Source organism: Catellatospora methionotrophica (assembly GCF_011297335.1).
Lineage (GTDB): Bacteria > Actinomycetota > Actinomycetes > Mycobacteriales > Micromonosporaceae > Catellatospora > Catellatospora methionotrophica.
In genome coordinates this window covers 62627-80280 of the sequence record NZ_JAAOTJ010000013.1, presented here as the reverse complement: position 1 = coordinate 80280, position 17654 = coordinate 62627, and the positions used below count along the sequence as shown (strand labels likewise).

At 73.8% G+C, this 17654-nt stretch carries 19 protein-coding genes; 6 read left to right on the top strand and 13 right to left on the bottom strand.

All coding sequences use genetic code 11. From position 1 onward, the window contains the following. Nucleotides 1-9 precede the first annotated feature (9 nt). The gene (locus tag HAV40_RS25495) at nucleotides 10-591 is read right to left on the bottom strand and encodes a DUF305 domain-containing protein (RefSeq protein WP_166385488.1); all 582 of its coding nucleotides are present in this window, start codon (nucleotides 589-591) and stop codon (nucleotides 10-12) included. A gap of 94 nt (nucleotides 592-685) precedes the next feature. Next, nucleotides 686-1501, bottom strand: a complete 816-nt coding sequence (locus HAV40_RS25490; RefSeq protein ID WP_166385486.1) for a lytic polysaccharide monooxygenase — start codon at nucleotides 1499-1501, stop codon at nucleotides 686-688. Between the two features lie 217 nt (nucleotides 1502-1718). Between HAV40_RS25490 and HAV40_RS25485 the strand changes: the two genes are divergently transcribed. Next, nucleotides 1719-3119 carry a serine/threonine-protein kinase gene (locus tag HAV40_RS25485; RefSeq protein ID WP_166385484.1) on the top strand — a complete coding sequence of 467 codons (1401 nt, stop codon included), beginning with the start codon at nucleotides 1719-1721 and terminating at the stop codon, nucleotides 3117-3119. An 8-nt stretch (nucleotides 3120-3127) separates the two neighbouring features. Here HAV40_RS25485 and HAV40_RS25480 read toward each other — a convergent pair whose 3' ends face one another. Continuing rightward, nucleotides 3128-4030, bottom strand: coding sequence for a LysR family transcriptional regulator (locus HAV40_RS25480; RefSeq protein ID WP_166385482.1), 903 nt, complete (start codon nucleotides 4028-4030; stop codon nucleotides 3128-3130). Between the two features lie 72 nt (nucleotides 4031-4102). Between HAV40_RS25480 and HAV40_RS25475 the strand changes: the two genes are divergently transcribed. Together HAV40_RS25475 and HAV40_RS25470 are read left to right on the top strand one after the other, a co-directional pair. Continuing rightward, the gene (locus tag HAV40_RS25475; RefSeq protein WP_166385480.1) at nucleotides 4103-5011 is read left to right on the top strand and encodes a cyclase family protein; all 909 of its coding nucleotides are present in this window, start codon (nucleotides 4103-4105) and stop codon (nucleotides 5009-5011) included. A 13-nt stretch (nucleotides 5012-5024) separates the two neighbouring features. Continuing rightward, entirely contained in the window at nucleotides 5025-5318 is a 294-nt protein-coding gene (locus HAV40_RS25470) for a CBU_0592 family membrane protein (RefSeq protein WP_166385478.1), read from the top strand. A 21-nt stretch (nucleotides 5319-5339) separates the two neighbouring features. On the opposite strand, the gene HAV40_RS25465 is transcribed toward HAV40_RS25470, so the two are convergent. The 4 genes from HAV40_RS25465 to HAV40_RS25450 form a co-directional block, all read right to left on the bottom strand. Further along, a complete protein-coding gene (locus HAV40_RS25465) occupies nucleotides 5340-6605 on the bottom strand; it encodes an RNA polymerase sigma factor (protein ID WP_203671586.1) in 1266 nt (421 codons plus the stop codon). Continuing rightward, complete coding sequence (locus HAV40_RS25460; RefSeq protein WP_166385476.1) at nucleotides 6602-6967, bottom strand: YciI family protein; 366 nt, start codon at nucleotides 6965-6967, stop codon at nucleotides 6602-6604. Before HAV40_RS25460 ends, HAV40_RS25465 begins: the two co-directional genes overlap by 4 nt. Before the next feature lie 124 nt (nucleotides 6968-7091). Beyond that, nucleotides 7092-7595, bottom strand: coding sequence for a GNAT family N-acetyltransferase (locus HAV40_RS25455; RefSeq protein WP_239086663.1), 504 nt, complete (start codon nucleotides 7593-7595; stop codon nucleotides 7092-7094). 33 nt (nucleotides 7596-7628) lie between these two features. Further along, nucleotides 7629-8348, bottom strand: a complete 720-nt coding sequence (locus tag HAV40_RS25450) for a sulfite exporter TauE/SafE family protein (RefSeq protein WP_166385471.1) — start codon at nucleotides 8346-8348, stop codon at nucleotides 7629-7631. A gap of 136 nt (nucleotides 8349-8484) precedes the next feature. Here HAV40_RS25450 and HAV40_RS25445 point away from each other — a divergent pair, with 136 nt between their 5' ends. Then, a complete protein-coding gene (locus tag HAV40_RS25445) occupies nucleotides 8485-8703 on the top strand; it encodes a hypothetical protein (protein ID WP_166385469.1) in 219 nt (72 codons plus the stop codon). A 138-nt stretch (nucleotides 8704-8841) separates the two neighbouring features. On the opposite strand, the gene HAV40_RS25440 is transcribed toward HAV40_RS25445, so the two are convergent. From HAV40_RS25440 to HAV40_RS25415, 6 genes are all read right to left on the bottom strand, one after another. Further along, complete coding sequence (locus tag HAV40_RS25440; RefSeq protein WP_166385467.1) at nucleotides 8842-9909, bottom strand: hypothetical protein; 1068 nt, start codon at nucleotides 9907-9909, stop codon at nucleotides 8842-8844. A gap of 86 nt (nucleotides 9910-9995) precedes the next feature. Next, a complete protein-coding gene (locus HAV40_RS25435; protein WP_166385465.1) occupies nucleotides 9996-11753 on the bottom strand; it encodes an aldehyde ferredoxin oxidoreductase C-terminal domain-containing protein in 1758 nt (585 codons plus the stop codon). Further along, entirely contained in the window at nucleotides 11750-12745 is a 996-nt protein-coding gene (locus tag HAV40_RS25430) for an aldo/keto reductase (protein ID WP_166385463.1), read from the bottom strand. The genes HAV40_RS25435 and HAV40_RS25430 overlap by 4 nt, the downstream gene beginning before the upstream one ends. Nucleotides 12746-12759: 14 nt before the next feature. After that, the gene (locus HAV40_RS25425) at nucleotides 12760-13305 is read right to left on the bottom strand and encodes a LutC/YkgG family protein (RefSeq protein ID WP_166385461.1); all 546 of its coding nucleotides are present in this window, start codon (nucleotides 13303-13305) and stop codon (nucleotides 12760-12762) included. Then, nucleotides 13292-14725, bottom strand: coding sequence for a lactate utilization protein B (locus tag HAV40_RS25420; RefSeq protein ID WP_166385459.1), 1434 nt, complete (start codon nucleotides 14723-14725; stop codon nucleotides 13292-13294). Before HAV40_RS25420 ends, HAV40_RS25425 begins: the two co-directional genes overlap by 14 nt. Next, on the bottom strand, nucleotides 14718-15401 hold the full coding sequence (locus HAV40_RS25415) for a (Fe-S)-binding protein (protein WP_166385457.1): 684 nt from the start codon (nucleotides 15399-15401) through the stop codon (nucleotides 14718-14720). Before HAV40_RS25415 ends, HAV40_RS25420 begins: the two co-directional genes overlap by 8 nt. A 124-nt stretch (nucleotides 15402-15525) precedes the next feature. On the opposite strand from HAV40_RS25415, the gene HAV40_RS25410 reads away from it, so the two are divergent. Together HAV40_RS25410 and HAV40_RS25405 are read left to right on the top strand one after the other, a co-directional pair. Then, a complete protein-coding gene (locus HAV40_RS25410; protein WP_166385455.1) occupies nucleotides 15526-16833 on the top strand; it encodes an enolase C-terminal domain-like protein in 1308 nt (435 codons plus the stop codon). Next, entirely contained in the window at nucleotides 16826-17563 is a 738-nt protein-coding gene (locus HAV40_RS25405) for an SDR family NAD(P)-dependent oxidoreductase (protein ID WP_166385453.1), read from the top strand. Before HAV40_RS25410 ends, HAV40_RS25405 begins: the two co-directional genes overlap by 8 nt. The last annotated feature ends 91 nt before the right edge of the window (nucleotides 17564-17654 follow it).

The following is a 17654-nucleotide window of genomic DNA, read 5'->3' as shown; positions in this document are numbered from 1 at the left end:
GGCGCGGCGTCAGGCGGCGACCAGAGCGAGCATCTGCTTGATCTGCTCGTCGCGGGACAGCGTGATGCGGTTCGCCAGGTCCTTGACCTGCGGGTTCGCGCCACCGTCGGTCTCCGTGCGGGCCATCTCGACGGCGTTGTGCTGGTGACCGATCAGCAGGTTCAGGAACGTCGTCTGGAACCGCGCGCCGGTGGCCGCGCGCAGCGCCGCCATCTCGTCCGCGCCGGTGATCGGGAGACCGCCGTGCGAGGCGTGCGCGTTCGGGTCGTGACCCGCGCTGACGGGCTCACCCCAGCTGTTCAGCCAGCCCCGCATGACCTCCAGCTCGGTGGTCTGGGTGACCTCGATCGCGCCCGCGAGCATGGCCACCTCCTCGCTGGTCTGCCTGGTCCGGGCGAGCTTGACCATCTCCAGCCCCTGCGTGTGGTGGGTGACCATCATCTGCAGGAACATCACGTCGGTCGCGTTGAACGTCGCGTCCGCGCGCGGCGGGCCGGGCGGCTGGTAGGCCACCGGCTCCGGCGCGGCGGTGCCGCACGCGGCCAGCAGGGTCAGCGCGGCGGCCGCCAGCGCGAAACCGATCCTTCTCATCGTCATGTTCCTGTTCGCAGGCGGCGTCATCGCCGGGGTGGACGAGCGGGGACGGCGGAACCGGCGGGCCGGGGGACGGCCCGCCGGGGTCCGGTCAGACCGGCAGCCAGAGCGCCAGCGTGTAGTACGACGGCTCCCAGGTGACGATCGAGGTGTGCGACTGCCGGCAGCGGTAGCGCAGTCCCTGATAGGTCACCTCGGCACCGGTCCGGTAGGTCGTGCCCGCCGCCCACTCCGTACCGGGCACGGTGCCCGTCGGGCGGCTCGACGGCGAAGCGGCCGGGCCCGACGGGCGCACCGTCGGCCGGGAGCTCGGCCCGGTGCTAGGCCGAGCGGTCGGCGACGCGGTCGGCCGGGCCGTCGGCGACGGGGCGGCGGTCGGCGACGGGGCCGGGCCGCCCCCGCCGATCTGCAGGTCGATGCAGTTGTAGAAGGCCATCGGGGTGTCGCCGATGTTCCAGATCTCCAGCAGCGTCTGCCGGCCGCTGAACCCGGCCAGGCTCACCTGGTGCGACACCGTCGCACTCGGCTGGCGTCCGCCGTCGGAGAAGAACGCGATCCGCCTGCCGCCGATGAGATACTCCCAGCTGCTCGTGGAGTGCCGGGCGGTGAGCACCCAGCTGAAGGTGACCGCGGTGCCGACCGAGGTCGCGGGCCAGTTGCGGCCGTTGTCGTTCAGCACCGCGAACTGCGCCAGGCCGCCGTGACAGTTGCGCTGGCCCTTCGGGCCCTCGACGCTCTGCGGCTCGTACTGGATCGGGCCGCAGTCACCGACCCGGCCCGCCGCGCACAGGGCCTGGCGGCTCGGCGGGGACGACACGTACCCGTGGGCGGACGCGGGCGACCCGATCATCAGGGACGCGGTCACGAGTCCCAGCGCCGCCAGCGGATAGGCGATCAGTCTGCGCATGCGGTGAACTCCGATCAGGGCGGGGGCGTGCGGCGGCCGCGATCCGGCCGACGCCCCGAACGCTACGGAGAACTCCCTTGTGGAGACCTTAAACGGCCCCCAAGATCCGCCTAAACCTCGGCGGAACCGGGTCGCCTGCGCGACACAGCGCCCGACGCGGACGGGTGACATCGCCGCGAATCGGTTTGCGGGCCGCCGCCACGGGTAGGACCGGATAATGGGCAGACTGCTGGGTGCCCGGTACCGGGTCGACGAGGAGATCGGGCACGGTGGCATGGCCACCGTCTGGAGCGGACAGGACCTGCGCCTGCGCCGCCCTGTCGCGGTCAAGATCCTCGACCCGGCCCGGTTCGCCGACACCGCCATGCGCCAGCGCTTCTGGCGGGAGGCACAGGCCGTCGCGGCCCTGCCGCACCCGCACATCGTCGCCGTCTACGACGTGGCCGTCGAGACCGAGGACGCCTACGTCGTGATGGAACTGGTCGACGGCCCCAGCGTGCACACGCTGCTCCAGGACGGCCCGCTGCACCGCGACCAGGCCGTCGGCATCGCCGTGCAGACCTGCGCCGCGCTCGCCGCCGCGCACTCCGCCGGGATCGTGCACCGCGACGTGACCGCCGCGAACCTGCTGGTCAACTCGTCGGGCACGGTCAAGGTCTGCGACTTCGGCATCGCCGCCTGGCAGGAGGCCGCCTACCCGTCGCTGGTCGCGGGCACCCGTGGCTACACCGCACCCGAGCAGGCCGCGGGCGGCCCCGTCGACGCCCGCACCGACGTGTACGGGCTCGGCTGCTCGCTGTACGCGATGCTCACCGGAGCACCACCGCCGACCGGGCGCGACGGCGACGGCGTACGCGAAGACCTGCTGCGTGCCGGGGTCCCCGAGCCGCTCGCCGCGCTCACCGGCCAGCTGACCTCCGCCGACCCGCGCCACCGCCCGCGCAGCGCCGAGCAGGTCGCCGCGCAACTGCTGGCGATCGGCGAGACGATCCCCGACCCGCACACCACCGCCCAGCTCACCGACACCCTCATCGCCGCACCGGTGTCCCCGGCCCGGTCGGGCACGCTGGTCGGGGTGGCCTCCGTGCCGCCTCCCCTGCCCGCCCGGCCGACACCGGTCAGGTCCGCCCGGCCCGCGCGGCCCGACCGCTGGCTGCGCCCGGTCCTGTGGGGCACGATCGCGGTCGTCGCCATCGTGGCGGGGCTGATCCTGATCGCGTTCGCCTCGGCCAGTGCGCCCCCGGGCAACGCGGCGGCAGAGCCGTCGAGCGCCGGCAGCGCGGCGAGCGCCACCCGTCCCGCCGCCGCCAAACCGTCGGCCAAACCGTCGCCCGCCCGGCCTGCCGATCCGCTCGGCGAGTTGCGCCAGCAGATCGACCGGCTGGCGCGGTCCGGCGGCATCGCCGGTAAGGAAGCCGCCGAGCTGCGCAAACAGGTCCAGGACGTCGAGAAGCGGTTACGCCGCGACGGCAACGCCGACGCCGCCGACGAGGCCCGCGAGCTGCTGACCAAGCTGCGCGACATGCGCGGCGACGGCGACCTGTCCGCCGGTGCGTACCAGGTGCTGGAACCGCTCGCCAACCGGCTCGCCACCGCCTTGGACGGCGGAACCGCCTGATCGCCGACTCACCACCGGGCCTTGGCGGTGAGCGCGGCGGCGACCAGGCGGGCCGCCGGGCTGGGTTCGTGGCGACCGCGCCGGTGCATGAGGTCGAGGCGGCGCGCGCCGACCAGCGGGGTGGTGATGGCGCGGACCGCCGGATGCTGTTCGGGCAGGGCCAGCGCGGGCACCACGGCGGCGGCCAGGCCCGCGGCGACGACCGCGAGCGCGGCCGGGAACTCCAGGCACTCGTGGCGGCGGTCCAGGGTCACGCCGTGCTGGGCGCTGACCCGGTCGAGCACCCGGCGCACCGCCGTGTCCGGCGGGCCGTCCACCCAGGGCCGGTCGCGCAGCACGTCGAGGTCGCTGACCGGACCCCAGCGGCGGGGCACCACGATGCGGTACGGGTCGTCGAACAGTTTCACCGTGCGCAGCCCCGCCGGGTCGCGGGCCGGGGTGGCCGCGTCGGACTCGGTGATCAGCAGATCCAGCTCGCCGGCGCGCAGTGCCGCGCGGCCGGGCTCCGGCTCGTACTGCCGGATGCGCAGCCCGACCGCTGGCGCGCTCTCCCCCAGTTCGGCGGCGACCGGCACCAGCAGATGCCGGATCGCCGTCGGGAAGGCTCCCACGGTCACCGGCCCGGCGACCTGCCCGGTGAACGCGGCCAGGTCGTGCTCGGCGGCGGCGAGCACCTGGCCGAGCTTGGCGGCGTGCCCGGCCAGCAGTCGCCCGGCGGCGGTGAGTCCGGCGGCGCGCCGACCGCCGAGCCGCGATCGGTCGAGCAGGGTCACGCCGGTCTCGGCCTCCAGCCGCGCGATGTGCTGCGAGACCGCCGACGGGGTCAGGTGCAGCACGGACGCGGCGGCGAGCACCCCGCCCGCGTCGGCGACGGCGCGCAGCACGGCGAGGCGGCGCGGGTCGATCTGCATGCAGTCAGGCTACATGCCGTATGAAGAGATCGTCGCTTGTGCTGTATGCCGACCGAGGCGGATCATCAAGCCATGACCGAGTACCGGGCGTCCTTCGACGCGGACGTGACCTTCCTCAACGGCGGCGGCATGCAGGCCCAGGGCTTCCGCCTCGACGTGCCCGGCCCGGCCGTCAGCGCCGATGACCTTGCCGGCCTGTTCGTCGGCCACCTCGGCCTGCTGATGGTGGACCAGGTGCGGCTGTCGGGCGTCGAGGTCTTCGCCGAGGCGCACAAGGGTTCGCGCGGCGGCCCGTCGGCGGACGCGCCCACCGGGCAGGGCACCCGGCTGGTCGACCTCAGCCACGTGATCGAGGCCGGGATGACGACATACCCGGGGCTGCCGGGGCCGGAGATCCTGCCGCACCTGACCCGCGCCGACTCGCGCGGCGTCTACGCCGAGGGCACCGAGTTCACCATCGACCGGATCAGCATGGTCAGCAACACGGGCACCTACGTGGACAGCCCGTTCCACCGGTATGAGGGCGGCACCGACCTGGCCGGGCTGCCCCTGGAGTCGCTGGCAGACCTGCCGGTCGTCGTGGTCCGCACGACCGGCGCGGCCGAGCGGGCGATCACCGCACAGGCCCTCGCGCCCTACGACGTCGCCGGTAGGGCGGTGCTGCTGCACACCGGCTGGGACCGGCACTGGCGCACGGCCGCGTACGGCGTGGGAGCCCCGTATCTGACCGAGGACGGCGCGAAGCACCTGGTCGAGGCCGGCGCCACGCTGGTCGGCACGGACAGTGTCAACATCGACTGCACCGACGGCAGGACCCGGCCCGCGCACTCGATCCTGCTGCACGCGGGCATCCCGGTGCTGGAGCACCTGACCGGGCTGGACCGGCTGCCCGTGCACGGGGCCCGGCTGCACGCGGTGCCCGCGCCGGTGCGCGACTTCGGCACGTTCCCGGTGCGGGCGTACGCGCTGGTGCCGCGATGAGCGGGCCACGGACGTGAGCGCCGACCTGCTGGTGGAGGTGTTCGGCTGGCTCGGCGCGGCGGCGCTGCTGGTGGCGTACGGGCTGCTGTCCAGCGGGCGGATCGCCGCCGGGACGACGTACCAGCTGCTCAACCTGGCCGGGGCGGTGGCGCTGGCGGTCAACGGGATCGTGCACCGGGCGCTGCCGTCGGTGGCGGTCAACGTCGTCTGGCTCGTGATCGGCCTGGCCGCCCTGCGCGGCCTCGCCGGACGCCGCCACGCCCGCCGCGACGGCGGGCACCACGACGAGCCTGCCCAGCCGCGTTAGGGACGAAGGAAGGTTCACCTGCTACCTCGCGGAGCGATGGGAAGGTGCCCTTCCTTCGTTCTCGATCGCGCGGGCGGTGAGGTGGCGGCGCTCGGGCAGGTTCGTGGCGAGGGCTGCGGCGGCACGGTAGGCGGTGGCCGCAGCGGGGTGGTCGCCGGACTGTTCGAGCAGGTGGGCACGGGTCGCCCGGAGCCGGTGGTGGTTGGCCATGCGGGAGTCGGCGTCGAGGGTGGCCAGCAGGTCCAGGCCCGCCTGCGGGCCGTGCACGTGGCCGACGGCGACAGCGCGGTTGAGGGTGACGGCGGGGCTCGGCGCGACCTGTTCGAGCAGGCCGTACAGGGCGAGGATCTGGGGCCAGTCGGTGTCGGCCAGGGTCGGCGCCTCGTCGTGCAGGGCGGCGATGGCGGCCTGGAGCTGGTACGGCCCGACCGCCCCGCGGGGCAGCGCCTCGCTGAGCAGGGCCACGCCTTCGGTGATGCGCGCACGGTCCCACCGGGCACGGTCCTGCTCGGCCAGCGGAACGAGGTTGCCGTCGGGGGTGGTGCGGGCGGCGCGGCGGGCGTCGGTGAGCAGCATCAGCGCGAGCAGCCCGGCCACCTCGGGATCACCGGGCAGCAGGTGGCGCAGCCAGCGGGTCAGCCGGATCGCCTCGCCGGACAGCTGCGGGGCGGTGAGGTCGGGACCGGCCGTGGCGGCGTACCCCTCATTGAAGATCAGGTAGAGCACCTGCAGCACGGCCCGCAGCCGAGCGTCCCGGTCGGCGGGACCCGGCAGCGGGAACGTCGCGCCCGCCGCCTTGACGCTCAGTTTGGCCCGGGTGATGCGCTGCGCCATGGTCGCGGTCGGCACCAGGAACGCCGTGGCGATCTGCTCGGTGCTCAGGCCGCCGACCGCGCGCAGGGTCAGCGCGACCTGGCTCGGCGCGGCCAGCGCCGGATGGCAGCACAGGAACAGCAGCCGCAGCGAGTCGTCGGTGTCGAGTTCGGCGTCGGCGGGCGCGCCCAGCAGCGCCGACTGGGGCGTGGCCAGCGCGATCGCGTCCTCGCGGCGGCGGCGCGCGGACTCGCTGCGGACCTCGTCGAGCAGCCGGTGCGCGCCCACCGTGATCAGCCAGCCGCGCGGGTTGTCCGGCAGCCCGTCGACCGGCCACTTCTGGGCCGCCACCAGCAGCGCCTCCTGCACCGCGTCCTCGCAGGCGTCGAACATGCCGTAGCGGCGCACCAGCGCGCCGAGGACCTGCGGCGCGAGTTCGCGCAGCAGTGCCTCGACGCGCCGGTCGGCGATCACAGGTCGTTGACCGGCGACTCGTGCAGCACCGGCCACAGCTCGACCGGGTCCTGGTCGGCCCACGGCAGGTCCGCCGCGAGCTGCTCCGCGCGCTGCTGGCTCTCGCAGTCCAGCAGGTAGAAGCTCGCGATGTACTCCTTGGTCTCCAGGTAGGGGCCGTCGGTCACCGCGGGCTGCCCGTCGGCGCGCCGCACCAGCCTCGCCGCGGCCGCGTCGGCCAGCCCGTACGCGCCCAGCAGCTCGCCGGTCTCCTTGTACTTCGCGTTCCAGGCCTCCTGCTTGGCGACCTCCGCCGGGAAGACCTCCGGCGGGATCGAGGCCCACTTCTCCTGGTTGCCGTAGATCATCAGCAGGTACTTCACGATGTCTTCCCTCCGGTCCGGCAGGCCCGCTCGGCCCGCCCCCACCACACGGTCGGAGCCGGCACGCCGGGCTCTACATCCGCCGGGAGGATTCTTCCAAGATTTTTTACCGGATCGCCGAGGATCACGATTTCCGCAGGTCGAAACGCCAGTCGTTGCTGCGCATGAGGCTGCCGGGCGGGTACTCGAAGTCGTACGGCCCGACGAGCTCGAACCCGGCCCTGCGGCAGATCGCGTTCGACGGCACGTTGTCCACCCCCGGATAGGCGTGCAGCCAGCGGTGCCGCCCGTCGGCGCGGGCCGCCTCGACCAGCGCGCGGGCCGCCGCCACGGCCAGCCCCCGGCCCTGGAACTCGGGCAGCACGCTCCAGCCCGTCTCGTACACCTGCTCGCCCTGCCACTCCCGGTCCCAGTGCCCGATGGTGCCGACCGGCTCACCCGTCGCCGCCAGCGCGACCCGGAACATGCGGCCGTTCGGCAGGTCCAGGTAACGCTGGTGCCGGGAGAGCACCTTCTCCTCGGTCTCCGGGCCGCCGAGGTGCTGCTTCATCTCCGGCGTGTTGACCCGGCGCAGCAGGTCGAGGTCGGCGTCGGACCAGGGTACGAGGGTCACCAGTCGATCAGTCACGCCGTCCACCCTGCCTCAGCGGTCCGACATCGGCTACAGGGCCGCCTTCGCCAGCGCCGCCGCCGAGCTGACCACGAGCGCGCCGAGCACCATCCGCCGGAACATGCCCGCGTCGAACCGGTCGAACAGCCGGTTGCCCAGCCAGCCGCCCAGCGCCGCCGCGGGCAGCCCGACCACGGCGACCAGCACCGCCCGCATGCCGAGCAGCCCCGCGATGCCGAAACCGACCAGTGCGATCGGCGACACCACCGCGAACAGCAGCGCCAGCGTGGCCCGGAACGCGCGCGGCTCCAGCCGCATCGCCTGCAGCGCCGCCACCAGCGGCGGCCCGTTGGTCGCGGTGGCGGTCGTGAGCACCCCCGACAGCAGGCCCGCTCCGCGCAGCGTCCAGCCGCCGGGCGCGATGCGCCAGCCTCGCCAGACGACCACCGTGCAGGCCAGCGTCACCAGCGCGATCACCGCGACCAGCGCGCCCGAGGGCAGCAGCCGCAGCGCCAGCACCCCCAGCGGCAGCCCCGGCAGCGCCCACAGCAGCAGCCGCCGGGTCGCGCCGAGGTCGATGTGCGTGCGGTGGTGGTACGCGTTGGCGGAGTTCAGGCCCATGCTCACGATCGTGGCGGCGATCACCGCGGGCTGCGGGTCGACGATCATCGCCAGCAGCGGCACGGCTACCAGCGAGAAGCCGAAGCCCGAGATGGCCTGGGCGAAGGCCGCGACGGCGATCACCGCGAAGGCGAGCAGGTACAGGGTCACGCGCGGCACCGTACCCGCGGCGTCACCCCGGCTGGGCATCCCGTGAACAGAATGTGAATCAGTACCCACCGGTGACCGGCCCCTGGCGGCGGAAACTCGCGGGACGTCGACCGTGATCGCTGCTACCGTCGCCGCCATGACAACGCTGGTTCAGGTCGACCTGAGATCCGGAAACCGGATGCTGACGTGCTGGGTGGAGCCCAAGGTCAGAGTCGGTGACCGGATCACGCTGAAGAGCTCCGAGGAGCCGCGCCGCCACTGGGACGTGCTCCGCGTCGGCACCCCGCACGCCGCCACCGACATCAGGCGCGGCTGGAACGCCGACCTCAAGCGCGGCTGGCGCGAAACCCGCTGACCACCGCCGCTCCGGCTCCGGCTCCGGCTCCGGCTCCGGCTCCGGCTCCGGGGCGATGATCACTGTTTCGTGCCATGATCTGCGGTTGGACCGCAGATCATGGCACGAAACGACGATCTTCGTGAGAGGGGCGGCGGTTCAGGGCCGCTTGGCGGGCAGGGTGTCGGCGGGGTCGGGCGTCACCGACGGCTGTACGCCGGGCGGGTTGGCGCGCTGGTTACGGGTCCGCTTGCGGCGCGACTTGTTCGACCCGTTGTGGAACCGCTCGACCGGCTCCTCGATGACCGGATACTCGTCCTCCAGCACCTCAGGCACCGCCCGCGCCGCGACCTCAGGCTCGGCACGCTGCACCGCCGCATCGTGCTCGGCACGCGGTACCACGACGTCAGTATCGGCACGCTGCAACGCTGCGTCGGAGGCGGCATACGGCACCGGCGGCTCGGGTTCGTCGCGTCGCGCGCCGGGCCCGACCGGCTCCGGGGCTGCGGTCACCGGGGCCACGGGCGCGGGCCCAGGCACCGGCTTGCGACCAGCCACCGACTTGGGACCGGCCACAGGCTTGGCACCGGCCACGGCCTTGGGGCCGACCGCAGGGGCGGCTTCGCGGTCCGGTGCGGGATCCGGGTCCGGTCCGGGTTCCGCCGCCGCTGCGGCGACAGGTTCCTTGCGCTCCGGCTTGCGGTTGTTGGCGGCCGCGAACAGCTCGCGCATCCCCGCCGCGGCACGCTCGGACTGCGGTTCGGCGCTCGCGGCTTCAGCCTGGAGGCTGGCGAGCAGTTCGTCGCGGTCATGCTGGCGGCGGTGCGCCAGGGCCATCTCGTAGTCACGTTTGGCCTGGTAGGCCTCGTCCTCGGCCTTCTGCCGGACTTCGCGCGCCTCCTCGTAGGCCTTGCGCAGGACCTCGAACGCCGTCCGGCGCAGCGTCTCGCCCTCCCGTTCGGCCATCCGCAGGATCGCCTGTACGCGGGGGCCGACGCCGGCCAGCGGCCGTGCCTCGGCGAGTTCGGAGGTCAGTTTGGAGATCTCGATCCGGGCGGCGCCGAGCTGGTTCTCCGCGATGGACAGCCGTTGGATCTCGGCGGCGAGCCGGCGCAGGCGCCGGGCGGTGTCCTCGACGTAGGCGTCCACCTCGTCCATGGAGTATCCCCACAGCGCGGTGGTGAACAAGTCTTCACTGCGCACCTGGTCAGCGGCGGTACGAGCCATGACGTAAGCCTAGGCAACGACCCCCGTCCCGCCGAGCCGAATCCAGTGATTCGCGCATTCCGGTCAGGACCCGGCCGTGGCGTGGGTCAACGGGTCCGCCAGTGGGTGCGCAGCGTCTCGACGGCGGTGGTGAACGCCGTACGGTCGAGGACCGCGCCGCGGTGGGGGCCGGTGGTGACGGGTTCGTCGAAGAAGCGGGCGGGCAGGGTCGCGGCGGCCACGCCGAGGCGGTCGTTGATCTCCTGCTGGGCGCGCAGCCGGTCCCGGCCGAGGGCGAACACTCCCTCGGGGTTGATCGGGCGGCCGGAGGTGGCCCGGACCAGCGCGCAGATCCGGTCGAGGGTCAGCGGGCGGGTCGGGGTGCTGGCGTACGGGCAGATCAGCAGCGCGTCCAGGCCGCTCCACAGGTCGGCCAGGCGCGACGTGCGGGCGACGTCCAGAGTGGACGCCGGTGCGGGCACGGACAGCCCGATCCGCTCGGCCTCGTCGTAGCAGTGCGGCAGGCCGTACACCGGATCGAAGTCGAGGTCGTGCTCGACGGCGTCGTAGCGCGGGCCGAACGGCGCGGCCGCGTACATCAGGCCCAGGCCGGGCTGGACGCGCGGATCGAACGGCGGCAGTTCGACGCCCCGGCACGTCATCGCCAGCTCGGGCACGCCGAGCCGGGCGGCCAGCGCGGTGGCCCCCTGCCCCAGCGGATGACCGGGACGTGCGGCACGTTCGACCAGCTCGGCCAGCAGGTCCGCCGCCCCGAACCCGGCTCCTGCGGGCAGGTCGAGCCAGGACGGCAGCGGCCCGCGCGCAGCCGCCTCGAACACGCACGCCAGCGTGCCGCCGAGCGACACCGGGTCGAGCCCCAGCTCCTGGCACCGGGCGTTGGCGGCGAGGATGGCGCCGAGGTCGCCGATGCCGAGGTTCGGGCCGAGCATCGCCACGGCCTCCTGGTGCAGCCCCGCGCCCGCGTACCCCTTGACGCAGTCGTTGGGGCAGCCCGGACAGCCACCGGACCAGTTCAGGAATGCCGCGTATCGGTCGGGGTGCAGGCCGGGCCAGGACGCGGGGGCGGTCGCGGTGTCGGCGAAGTTGCGTACGGCGGCCGTGCCCGGTGCGGCCGACGTGCCCGGCCAGGCCCCGAAACCCGGGACCGCGAACTGCCATCCGGCCAGCGGGTGGTCCGGCATCTCCCGGCGGTACGCCGTGAACAGCGCCTGCGCCGCGAGCACGTCGTGCGGCCACGGGGCGCGTCCGGCGGTCTCGCTGCCGGGCGGCACGCACACGACGGCCTTGATCCGCCGGGCTCCGAGGACCGCCCCGAACCCGAGCCGGGGCAGCGGAAACGACCGGCAGGTGACCACATTGGCGTAGCGCGCACCGGCCTGCCCCGCGGGCCCGATCACGGCGACGGCGGCGTCGGGCCCGTGCCTGGCCAGCAGCAGATCGGTGGCCTGTCCGGTCGTCATGCCCCACAGCTCGCCCGCTGGGAGCACGGCGGCCCGCCCGGCCTCCACGACGACGTACGAGGGCTGCTCGGCGGCCCCGGTCAGGCTGATGCCGGTGATGCCCGCCGCGCGCAGTCCCGCCGCGAAGGGGCCTTCGGCCCGGGTCTCGGCGACCGCGCCGGACAGCGGCGACACGCCGACGGCCGCGCACCGCGCGGTGCCGACCGCGCCCAGCCCCGCGACGGTGCTGGTGACCAGCGCGACCGGCAGCCGTGGATCGGCGGGGTCGACCGGCCCGTCGATCGCCTTGCGCAAGGTGGACAGTGCCTGCAGCGGCCCGCCCCAGCCGACCTCCGGCTCGCTGTACTGGCCGCCGCCGGCCAGGTCCAGGTGCAGACAGGTCATGCCGGGACGGGAGCGTCCGGCCGTAGCAGGCCCGTCTCCACCAGTTCCGCCCACAGCTGCGGCGGCGGCGCGGGCAGGGCGAACCAGGCGGCGCTGCGGTCGACGTGGTCGGGTTTGCCCGCCCCGACCACGATCGACGCCACGGCCGGGTGCGCCGCGGCGAACGCGAGCGCCGCCTGCGGCAGGGTCACGCCGTGGCGGCGGCACGCGGCGGCGATGCCCTGGGCGCGGGCCAGGACGCCGGCGGGCGCGGTGCCGTACTCATACGGCCGGGACTCGTCGGGCCACTCGACGGCGAGCAGGCCGCTGTTGAACACGCCCACGTTGAGCACCGCGACGCCGCGCGCGGCGCAGGCGGGCAGGATGTCGTCGAGTGCGGGCTGCTCCAGCAGCGTGTAGCGGCCCGCGACCATCAGCGCGTCCACGTCGGTCCGGGTGGCGAACCGGGCCAGGGTCGCCGGGTCCTTGGAGCCGACGCCGATCGCGCCGACGGCGCCCTCGGCGCGCAGCGCGGCCAGCGCCGGGTACGCCTCGCGCAGCACCTGGTCCGGGTCCGGGCTCTCCTCCGGGTCGTGCATGAGCACGAGGTCGATCCGGTCCAGCCCGAGCCGGGTCAGGCTGTGCTCGATGCTGCGCCGCACCCCGGCGGCGGTGTAGTCCCACACCCGCCGCCGGGTCGCGGGCACCGCGAAGCCGTTGGCCAGGTCGTCGCCCACGCCGCCCGGCTCGTCGACGAGGATCCGGCCGACCTTGGTGGAGACGGCGTACTGCTCACGCGGACGCCCGGCCAGGGCCCGGCCCAGCCGCTGCTCGGACAGGCCCAGGCCGTAGTGCGGTGCGGTGTCGAAGTAGCGGATGCCCGCCTGCCAGGCGGCCTCGACGGTGGCGGCGGCCTGCTCGTCCGGGACGGCCCGGTAGAGGTTGCCGATGGAGGCCGCGCCGAAACCGAGCGCGCTGACCGCGACCGCGGAGCCGCCGAGCAGGTGGGTCATGGTGGGACTGCCTCTCAGATCGCGGGGTGTACGCAGACGATGTCGAGGCGGCGCGGCCCGTGTACGCCCTCGACCCGGTTGAGCTCGATGTCGCTGGTCGCCGACGGCCCCGAGATCATCGTCAGGGGACGGGTGGGATCGGGCAGCGCGGTGATCATGTCGGGCACGTCGGCCACGATCTGCTCGTCGCGTACGACGCAGACGTGGTGGTCCGGGACCAGCGTCAGCAGCCGCCTGCCCTGCCCCGGCCCGGCGTCGAGCACGATCGTGCCGGTCTCGGCGACCGCCACCGCGCACCCGGTGAGCACGGACAGCCCCGCCTCGTCGAGGTCCGCGGCGGTCAGCCCGCGATCGTCGAGCAGGGTCGGCACGGCCAGGCCGCTGGTCCACGCCGCGGGCACACCCGGCGGCAGGACCACCTTGGCGGCGGCAGCCAGCAGCCCGGCCAGCACGCCGGGCAGTTCGTCCTCGGTGCAGTGGTGCATCCCGGCGCGGTAGTCGCCCGCCCGCTCGGCGAACAGGCCGGGCAGCCCCGGAGCCGCGTGGTCAGGACTGTTCATGGGTGCGCCTCCACCAGTCGCGGAAGGACTCGGCCGCGGGCAGCGGCGCGTCCCGGTGTGCCGTCCACGCCGACAGCGGCCACGGTGCGCGGCGCAGCGTGCCGCCGTGGCGGCGGGCGATCAGCCGCAGGGGGGCGCTGCCCGAGCGGGCTGCCCGCAGCGCGGCCCGCCACCTGCGGCGGTCGCGCATCACCCAGCTCAGCGTCGACATCGCGGCCCGTTCGGCGGCCGGTTTCGGGCCGGTCTGACGTAGGTGTACCAGGATCTCCGGGATATTGATCTTCACGGGGCAGACGTCGTAACACGCCCCACACAGCGTGGAGGCGAACGGCAGCGTCTTGTTGAAGCCCGCGTCCTGCCCGGTGAGCTGCGGCGACAGGATCGCCCCGATCGGACCGGGATAGACCGAGCCGTAGGCGTGCCCGCCCGCGCGCTCGTACACCGGGCACACGTTCAGGCAGGCCGAGCAGCGAATGCAGCGCAGCGCAGCGCGCCCGGCCGGGTCCTGCGCGACCTGCGTGCGGCCGTTGTCCAGCAGCACGATGTGCAGCCGCTGCGGCCCGTCGCCCGCCGTCACCCCGGTGAAGATCGAGGTGTACGGGTTCATCCGCTCGCCGGTCGACGAGCGCGGCAGCAGCCGCAGGAAGTCGCCGAGGTCGGCGAAGCGCGGCAGCAGCTTCTCCACGCCGACGACCGCGATCAGCGTCTCCGGCAGCGTCAGGCACATCCGCCCGTTGCCCTCCGACTCGACGATCACCAGCGATCCGGTCTCCGCGATGGCGAAGTTGGCCCCGCACACCGCGACCTTCGCCGCGAGGAACGTCCGCCGCAGGTACTCGCGCGCCGCCCCCGCCAGCACCGCGGGCTCGTCGGACGTCGCGGTGAACCCCGGCATCCGCCGCGCGAACAGCTCCCGGATCTGGCTGCGGTTGTAGTGGATCGCCGGGACCAGGATGTGCGACGGGGTGTCGTCGGCGAGCTGCACGATCAGCTCGGCGAGGTCGGTCTCGATCGGCGTGATGCCCGCGGCCTCCAGCGCCTCGTTGAGCCCGATCTCCTGGGTCGCCATCGACTTGATCTTCACGACGTGGTCGGCCTGCTGTTCCTGCACCAGCTCGGTGACGATCGCGTTGGCCCGCGCCGCGTCGGCGGCATGGTGCACCGTCGCTCCGGCCGCGACCGCCGCCGCCTCGAACCGCGCCAGCAGCTCGTCCAGGTTGTCCAGCACCTCGTCCTTGACGGCCGCGGCCCGGTCCCGCATCGGTTCCCAGTCGGCGACCTCGGCGACCACCCGCGCCCGCTTGTCGCGAATGGTCCGCGTGGCCCGCCCCAGGTTGGCCCGCAACTGTGTGTCGGCCAGTTCGTGCGCGGCCGCCTGCGGGAACGGCGTGATCGCGACGATCGGCAGCTGTCTACTCACGGATGCCTCCGGTGGCCGCGAGGATCTCGGCGTAGTGGATCGGCTTCGGCGCGCCGGGATGGCGGGCCAGGCCGCCGCCGATGTGGGCCAGGCAGGAGTTGTCGGCCGCCGCCAGGTACTCCGCGCCGGTCGACGCGGCGCTGGCGCACTTGTCGGCGAGCATCGCGCCGGAGACGGCGGCGTTCTTGAGGGCGAAGGTGCCGCCGAAGCCGCAGCACTGCTCGGGTTCGGGCAGGTCCACCAGGTCGAGGCCCCTGACGGCGCGCAGCAGCGCGGTGGGGCGGTCGCCGAGGCGGAGCATGCGCAGGCCGTGGCAGGTGGGGTGATAGGTGACCCGGTGCGGGAAGGTCGCGCCCACGTCGGTCACGCCGAGCACGTCGACGAGCAGTTCGGACAGTTCGTAGACGGGCAGTGCGGTGTGCGCGCGCAGGTGGGCGACGCAGGAGCCGGACGGCGAGACGATGGCGTCCTGACCGGCGAACGCGTCCTCGGTGAGGCGTTCGAGCTGCCGGGCGGGGGCGGCGTAGCCGGTGTTGGCGTGCATCTGGCCGCAGCAGGACTGCGCGGCCGGGAACGCGACCGTGTGGCCGAGCCGTTCCAGCACCGTCACCGTGGCGATCCCGGCCTGCGGGAACAGCGCGTCGTTAAGACAGGTGACGAACAGTGCGATCCGCACGGGGCCGGTCCTCCTTCCGCGACGACACCTTGCTCTTGAGGCTAGATCCTATAGGATCCAGGATGTAGCCGGAAGGAGCCAAACACATGCCGAACCACCACTCCCCACCCCGGGGCGGGGCGCGATGAAGATCATTGATCTGCGCGTACGCGACATCCGCTTCCCCACCTCCCGTCACCTCGACGGATCTGACGCGATGAACCCGGATCCCGACTACTCGGCCGCCTACGTCGAGCTCGTCACCGACGGCGACACCGCCGGGCACGGCTTCACCTTCACCATCGGGCGGGGCAACGACGTCTGCGCCGCGGCGATCGAAGCGCTTCGACCGTACGTGGTGGGCCAGGACCTGGACACCCTCGACCTCGGCGAGTTCGGCCGCCGGCTCACGCACGACTCGCAACTGCGCTGGCTCGGCCCGGAGAAGGGCGTCATGCACCTGGCCGCCGGGGCCGTCGTCAACGCCGCCTGGGACCTGGCCGCGCGCCGGGCCGGGCTGCCCCTGTGGCGCTACCTGACCGACCTGACGCCGGACACCGTCGTGGACTGCGTCGACTGGCGCTACCTCACCGACGCGCTCACCCCCGACGCCGCCCGCGACCTGCTCACCGACCGCGCCACGGGCAAGACCGCCCGCGCCGAACAGATCACCGCCACCGGCTTTCCGGCGTACACCACCTCGGCGGGCTGGCTCGGCTACGACGACGCGAAGGTCACCCGGCGCGCGCTGCGCGCCGTGGCCGACGGCTTCTCCATGGTCAAGCTGAAGGTCGGCGCGGACCTGAACGACGACCTGCGCCGGTTCACCGCCGCCCGCGAGGCGCTGGGACCGGACTTCCCTATCGGCATCGACGCCAACCAGCGGTGGGGCGTCGACGAGGCGATCGGCTGGGTCAGCGCCCTGGGCCACCTCGACCCGTACTGGATCGAGGAGCCGACCAGCCCCGACGAGATCCTCGGCCACGCCGCGATCCGCACCGGGCTGTCCCGGTCCGGCCCCGGCGGCACGCCGATCCGGGTCGCCACCGGCGAGCACGTGCACAACCGCATCATGTTCAAGCAGCTGCTGCAGGCCGACGCGATCGACGTGGTGCAGATCGACTCCGCCCGCGTCGGCGGCGTCAACGAGAACCTGGCGATCCTGCTGCTGGCCGCCGCGTACGGCAAGCCGGTCTGCCCGCACGCGGGCGGTGTCGGGCTGTGTGAGCTGGTGCAGCACCTGTCGTTCTTCGACTACACCTCGGTGGCCGCCACGCTGGACGGCCGGATGATCGAATATGTGGACCACCTCCACGAGCACTTCGCTGACCCGGTCCGCATCGTGAACGGCCGCTACGCCGCTCCCGAAGCGCCCGGCTTCTCGGCCAGAATGCACGAGGAGTCCCTGGCCCGCTATACCTTCCCCGACGGCCCGGAGTGGAAAATTGACTGAGTACACAGGCCTGGTCGCCGCCGTGACCGGTGGCGCGTCCGGCATCGGCGCGGCAGTCGCCGACCTGCTCGCCGACCGCGGCGCGGCGGTCGCCGTGCTCGACCGCACCCCCGCCGGGGGCGGCCGCCACCTGGCCGTCACCGCCGACGTGACCGCTCCCATGGACGACGCCATGGCCCTGGTCGCCGGCACGCTGGGCGGCCTCGACATCCTCGTCAACTGCGCCGGGATCAGCGCGGTCGGCACGGTCGAGCAGGCCGCCGACGACGATTGGCAACGTTGCCTCGACGTCAACGTCGTCGGCATCGCCCGCGCCAGCCGCGCCGCGCTGCCGTACCTGCGCGGCTCGAACAGCGGCGTGATCGTCAACATCTCCTCGATCGCCGCCACGGCCGGGCTCGTGAACCGCGCCGTGTACTCCGCGACCAAGGGCGCGGTGCACGCGCTGACCCTGGCCATGGCCGCCGACCTGGTCGGCGAGGGCATCCGCGTGGTCAGCGTCGCCCCCGGCACCGTCGACACCCCGTGGGTGGCCCGCCTGCTCGCCGGTGCCGACGACCCCGCCGAGGAGAAGCGCCGACTAGCCGCCCGCCAGCCCACCGGCCGCCTGGTCACCGCCGACCAGGTCGCCGAGGCCGTCGCCTACCTCGCCTCCCCCCGCTCCGGCGCGACGACGGGCACCTCCCTCGCGGTGGACGGCGGCATGAGCGGCCTCCGCCTCATCCGCTGACCCCCACGCCCCACCACGCCCCACCCCACCCCACCCCAGCCCACCCGCCCGCACCCGACCCCGCTCCGCACCCGGCCCCGCTCCGTGCCCC